The organism is Pseudomonas edaphica (assembly GCF_005863185.1).
In the GTDB taxonomy this organism is placed as follows: Bacteria; Pseudomonadota; Gammaproteobacteria; order Pseudomonadales; family Pseudomonadaceae; genus Aquipseudomonas; species Aquipseudomonas edaphica.
On record NZ_VBVZ01000408.1, the window covers coordinates 1 to 5,608 of the forward strand.

At 60.7% G+C, this 5,608-nt stretch carries 7 protein-coding genes and 1 pseudogene; 3 read left to right on the forward strand and 5 right to left on the reverse strand.

All coding sequences use genetic code 11. The annotated features are described in order from the left end of the window. Positions 1-28: 28 nt before the first annotated feature. Entirely contained in the window at positions 29-532 is a 504-nt protein-coding gene (locus FEM54_RS22690; protein ID WP_138453155.1) for a signal peptidase II, read from the forward strand. Positions 533-573: 41 nt separating this feature from the next. Here the strand turns inward: FEM54_RS22690 and glsB are convergent. Together glsB and FEM54_RS22700 are read right to left on the reverse strand one after the other, a co-directional pair. Next, positions 574-1,481: pseudogene (glsB, locus tag FEM54_RS22695) on the reverse strand (glutaminase B). A 200-nt stretch (positions 1,482-1,681) separates the two neighbouring features. After that, positions 1,682-2,092, reverse strand: a complete 411-nt coding sequence (locus FEM54_RS22700; protein WP_099547791.1) for a hypothetical protein — start codon at positions 2,090-2,092, stop codon at positions 1,682-1,684. Positions 2,093-2,201: 109 nt separating this feature from the next. Between FEM54_RS22700 and FEM54_RS22705 the strand changes: the two genes are divergently transcribed. Continuing rightward, positions 2,202-3,053, forward strand: a complete 852-nt coding sequence (locus FEM54_RS22705; RefSeq protein WP_017136874.1) for an AraC family transcriptional regulator — start codon at positions 2,202-2,204, stop codon at positions 3,051-3,053. Here FEM54_RS22705 and FEM54_RS22710 read toward each other — a convergent pair whose 3' ends face one another. Next, the gene (locus tag FEM54_RS22710; RefSeq protein ID WP_099547790.1) at positions 3,054-3,683 is read right to left on the reverse strand and encodes a ribonuclease T2 family protein; all 630 of its coding nucleotides are present in this window, start codon (positions 3,681-3,683) and stop codon (positions 3,054-3,056) included. Between the two features lie 37 nt (positions 3,684-3,720). Further along, complete coding sequence (locus FEM54_RS22715; protein WP_099547789.1) at positions 3,721-4,701, reverse strand: Gfo/Idh/MocA family protein; 981 nt, start codon at positions 4,699-4,701, stop codon at positions 3,721-3,723. 127 nt (positions 4,702-4,828) lie between these two features. Between FEM54_RS22715 and FEM54_RS22720 the strand changes: the two genes are divergently transcribed. Beyond that, complete coding sequence (locus FEM54_RS22720) at positions 4,829-5,191, forward strand: NUDIX hydrolase (protein WP_017136876.1); 363 nt, start codon at positions 4,829-4,831, stop codon at positions 5,189-5,191. On the opposite strand, the gene FEM54_RS22725 is transcribed toward FEM54_RS22720, so the two are convergent. After that, a partial coding sequence (locus FEM54_RS22725; protein WP_477749737.1) for a type 2 periplasmic-binding domain-containing protein occupies positions 5,177-5,608 on the reverse strand: 432 nt, incomplete at its 5' end. The genes FEM54_RS22720 and FEM54_RS22725 overlap by 15 nt on opposite strands.

The window sequence follows — 5,608 nt, forward strand, 5'->3', positions numbered from 1 at the left end:
TCGGCAGACCGGAACCGGAAGTTACCGCTTGAGTACCTCGCCCCTTCTACGAAGCCGCACCTTCGCCCTCCTCGCCGGCATTGCCTTTATTGCCGTGGACCAGCTAGTCAAACTGCTGGCCCTGGTTTCGCTGCAAGCCAGCAGCTTCAAAATTGGCTCCAGCCCTCTCAACCTTGCGCTGGAACTGAGCCTCAACCCAGGCGCCTTCCTCAGCCTGGGCGCCGCATTGCCGCCGCAGGTCAAACAGCTGATCTTTATCGTTGGCGTAGCCGTCGTGGTGACGTGGGCCATGTGGTGGTCGCTTTCCAACTGGAGCCAGCCGCTGCGTAAAGTCTTGCCGCTTTACGCGATTGCCTTGGGCGGTATCGCCAACTTGATCGACCGTGTGTTTCGCGACGGGCATGTCGTGGATTACATGGTGCTGAACGTGGGGCCAACACATACCGGCGTGTTCAATATTGCCGATATCGCAATTACAGCCGGGGCATTGTTTTTGATGCTTGATCTGTTCGTGAAGCCTCACAGGTCCTGATCAGCAAGGGGATTCATGCATCAGCGTGAATCCCCAGGCACTCAAAACACCGACCACCCAATCCGCTCGCTCAGCAACTCCAACGCCTTCATCCCCGCCAGCGAGTTCCCCGCCGCATTCAATTCCGGCGACCACACGCACACCGTAAACTGCCCCGGCACCACGGCGACAATTCCGCCGCCGACGCCACTCTTGCCCGGCAAACCCACACGGTAGGCAAAGTTGCCCGCCTCGTCATACAGCCCGCTGGTGGCCATGATCGAGTTGACCTGCTTGGTCTGGCGCGCGGTCAAAATCTGCTCGCCACTGTGGGCACTTACGCCCTCGTTGGCCAGGAAGCTGAATGCCCGGGCCAAATCCAGGCAGCTCATTTGCAGCGCGCAGTAGTTGAAGTAACTGTGCAGCACCGCGTCGACGTCGTTGTGGAAGTTGCCGAAGGACTTCATCAAATAGGCCATGGCCGCGTTGCGCGCGCCGTGCTGGGCCTCGGAGTCGGCGACGACGCTGTTGACCAGGATTTGCGGGTTACCCGACAGGCGCCGCACAAAGTCACGCATCGACAAAATCGGCACGGCGAAGCGTGACTGGTTGATGTCGCAGATCACCAGGGCGCCGGCATTGATGAAGGGATTGCGCGGGCGGCCGCGTTCGAACTCCAGCTGCACCATGGAATTGAACGGTTGCCCGAAGGCTCGTGGCCCAGGCGCTCCCAGATGGTTTCGCCGCCATGGTCGATGGCCTGCACCAGGCTGAACACCTTGGAGATGCTCTGTACCGAGAACAGCGTGTCGGCATCGCCTGCGCAATAGGCCGAGCCATCGTTGCCGTACACGGCGATGCCAAGCTGATTGGCAGGTACATCGGCGAGTGCGGGAATGTAGTCGGCGACTTTACCCTGGCCGATCAGGGGGCGAACTTCGCTCAGGATCGATTCCAGCAGTGCCTGCATGTCTTGTCCGGTCATTCTTATTGAATCAGTGATAAGCGGGGCGCGGAGGATACTTTAATGCGTCCGCAAGCACACCATTCAACCAATGTGGGAATGCCGCCTCGGACGCTCCGCGTCCCGCACCTGAAGTCGTGACGCGGAGCGTCACAGGATGCATGCCCACGCGGAGCATGGGAACGATAGCGCAACGATCGGGCACTTCAAAAATGCGCCACATCCGACACCTGCTCATCGAGTACATCCCGCGCCAGCGCCCAGGCGCGCTCCCTGGATTCCACCACCAGCAGCGGGTAGCCCCAGGCCTTGCCGAACATCAGCGCAAATGGCTTGAGGGCCAGGCGTTGCGCGGCGCTGGGTTCCACCTGGATCATGCCTTTGACGTAAGTGCGCAACGCCTGTTTGTTTTTTTTCATCCAGATCGAGGCGTGTTTGCGCTCCTCGTGAGAGTGCTCGTGGTTGTTTTCGTCGACGGCTTTTTCGTGCAGCAGCACAAACGCTTGCTGGCGAGCCAACAGGCTTTCGAACACCGCAAAAGCATCCTCGGGGCCGCCTTCGTTAGGCGCGTCAAACACGATTTTCACCACGGGAAAGGTTGAACTGTCGAGTCGCATGGCAAAGCTCCTGAATGAGAGTGGCTCTCACTATAGAGATCTTGCGACTGGACGGCATTGCACAGAATAGCCAGAATATTTCGCAATTCGGCCAAATAGCGAATCCGCCATGCAACGCCACCGCCTTGAAGAACGCGACCTGTCCCGGTCCAGGGACGCCGACCTGATCCCGCGCGCAGTGGTCGCCGTAGGCGCCACCAGCACGTCCGAGCGTTGGGAACATACGCCGCACTCGCACCGCAAAGGCCAGTTGATGTACACCCTGCGCGGGGTGATTCATTGCCAGATCGAGGCCGGCATCTGGATCGTGCCGCCCCAGTGCGCACTCTGGATTCCCGGCGGCCTGGCCCATGCCGCGCGGGGTGCCGGGGAGGCTGAGGTGTATTGCCTGCTGATCGACCCGGACGCCGCCGGCGCTCTGCCCACCCAAGGCTGCACGTTAGCCGTGTCCGGGCTGTTGCATGAGTTGATCAGCAAGGCGGTGAGTTTTCCGCACTTGTACGAGGAAAACGGTGCGCAGGGACGCTTGATCAACACATTGTTGGACGAACTGGCCCAAGCCCCCATTGAAGACTTGCACCTGCCCATGCCCCAGGACCTGCGACTGCGGCGCCTTGCCGACAGTTTGCTGGCAGACCCCAGCGACAAGTCCACGCTCGAACAATGGGCACAGCGCATCGGCATGAGCGAGCGCAGCATGACGCGCCTGCTGCTGGAGGAGCTGGGTTTGAGTTTCGGCCGCTGGCGCCGGCAGTTACATGTGATTCTGTCACTGCAACGCCTGGCCAAGGGTGAAAGCGTGCAACGGGTAGCGCTGGACCTGGGTTACGAGAACGCCAGCGGCTTTATCACCATGTTCCGTAAAGCCGTGGGCCAGCCGCCGGCGCGTTACCTGGCGGATCGCGCCGGCGCGTCGAGTGCAACGGCGGTTGGCGCCATCGCCTTGCACCCCGACAGTTGATCAACGCTGAACCGGAATGCGGATATCACCGCCCCTGCATTGGCTCTTAACACTGCGGGGGCAGCCGGCAAAACGCAGCTCTTTGCTCAGGCACACGCGTACTTCAGACAGCACCTTGCCTTTGCAAATGACCGCCATGCCATGGTTGCCCATGGCCGGGTTGCTCTGGCGGAACAGGCTCTCGATCGCTTGTGCATCCATGTAATTGGGCACATTGAACGGCTGCAACTGCTGCGGAATCTGCACGTTGGCCAAGGCCGTATCGGTGGCCTCCAGGTAACGCGAAGCGTCCAGCCCGCTGCAGGTGCCGTGTTTGGCCCACTCGTGCTTGAGCAACGCCTGCGTGGGGAAGATCAGCGCACCTTTGGCCAGGTCCGCCGCCGACAATCGCGATTGCGTATCGCACGACGCGGGCCAGCCGCCCTTGGCGTACTGCGGCCAAAGCCCGTGCAACACAAACCCGTAGCCCTTGCCCGTGCATTGCTCGTTGCCAGGGTGCGTCAGGCAGAACGTCGGCGACCATGACAGCGACAACACATAAAAATCAAACTCCCCAGGCGTCCCTTGGCTACGTGGGGCCGCCAGCACATTGGTGGCCAGTAACAGCCACAACAGCATCCAATATTTCATTTGCCTATTCCTGAGAGAAAAAACAGGTATATCCCCATTAACCCGGCAAATTAGGGTTACGGAGTAACACCTTATCGAGGATCCGGTCGGTCTTCAGCGCCTCGATCGCCAGTGACGGATGTTCGGCTTCGCCACAAATATGCGCATTCATGGCCAGTACGTGATGCCACTGGATATGTTCATGGCAGGGTATTTCCAGCACCTCATTCACCTCACCTTCCAGGCGTAACGGCTGGTCTTCAAACACGGCAAAGGTGATGCGGCCGCGGCTGCCGATCAGCTCCACGCGGTCTTCGCGCCGGTCTGCGACAAAGTTCCAGCAACCCATGCCCAGCGCGCCATTCGCGAAAGTCCAGCAAGCCGTTACCGCATCTTCAGCCACATAATTGCCGGCCTGGCGCGCGGTAAACCCGGTGACCTCGACGATATCGCCGGCCAGGTACTGGAACAAATCAAACCCATGGCTCGCCAGGTCGGCAAAGTAGCCGCCGCCGGCAATAGTCGGGTCGGTGCGCCAGTTGGCAGCGCTGGCATCGGCGGCCGCCGGTGGCTTGCACAGGCTCCAGGTCACGTGGCGCAACTCGCCAATGCGCCCTGCCTGCAGCCAGTCGCGTACTTGCTGGAAGCGCGGCAACGAACGGCGGTAGTAGGAAACAAATAAGTGCAGCCCGGCCCGCTCGAAGGTGCGCTGCATCAAGGCGCTCTGCTCGGCATTCAGCGACATGGGCTTTTCGACGCAGCAATGCTTGCCGGCTGCCGCCACCATCAGACTGTATTCGAGGTGGCTGTCGGGCGGTGTGGCGATGTACACCGCGTCCACTTCGGGGTCGTCGATCAAGGCCTGGGCGTCGGTATAGAAACGGGCAATGCCGTGGCGTGCCGCATAATCACGCACAGCTTCTTCACGGCGCCCCATCACGGCCACCAGCGCCGAACCTGGCGCTTTGTAGAAGGCGGGTCCACTCTTGAGTTCAGTGACGCTGCCACAGCCAATCATGCCCCAACGTACGGTATTCATCAGTTGTCCTCGTCCGTTTTCATCAAGGGGGCAGTATCCACATCACCGCTGGTGCATGCCAGCCTGAATCAGCATGACAATTGCATTACACTTTCATGACAGTCATTGGGCCAGGCAGGTGTAGACATTGAAAATCCGTGCAACCGTAATTTGTGAACACCAGGGGCATATCCTCTTCGTGCGCAAGGCCCGCTCGAAATGGGCCTTGCCGGGCGGCAAGGTCGAGCGTGACGAGCGCCCGGTCGGCGCCGCCGCACGCGAGCTGGAAGAAGAAACCGGGTTGAATGTGGATGGTTTGTTGTACTTGCAGGAGCTGAAGGCCCGCGACACCGTGCACCACGTGTTCGAGGCCTCGGTGGTGAACATCAGCGAGGCGCGCCCTTGCAACGAGATCATTGACTGCCGGTGGCACGCTTACGGCGCCATGGACGAACTGGACACCACCGACGCCACCCGCCACATCGTCAAGTCGTTCCTACGACGCCTGTAAGTCCGCACTCTGCCCACTGTCCAGCAAACCGCGCTTGACTCCACCCTTGGCTTTCTGCCGTTCGACAAAGGATTTGACGAACGCAGCAGCGGCTGCATGCGCCACTGGAACGGCCATGGCCTGGTGAATGGTCATGAAGTTATCGTCAAGCAGGCGCCAGTGCGCAGACACACGGGTTTGCAGAAAATCCCGCACCCCCGCCGCCGCATCCAGGCCTTGCTCGATAAACCAGTCCACCGCCGCCGCAGAAGTGGGCGCACGCACCAGTTCGGCGTGCTGCACGGTTCGGCTCAGGTACAGGTCGTAGGCCGCGCCCTGTCCCACGGCGATACGCTTGCCCGGCGCATCCAGTTGCGCCACCTGGGTCAGCGCCGAATCAGCCGCCACCAGGTACGTGCCCTTGATCGCCACATACGG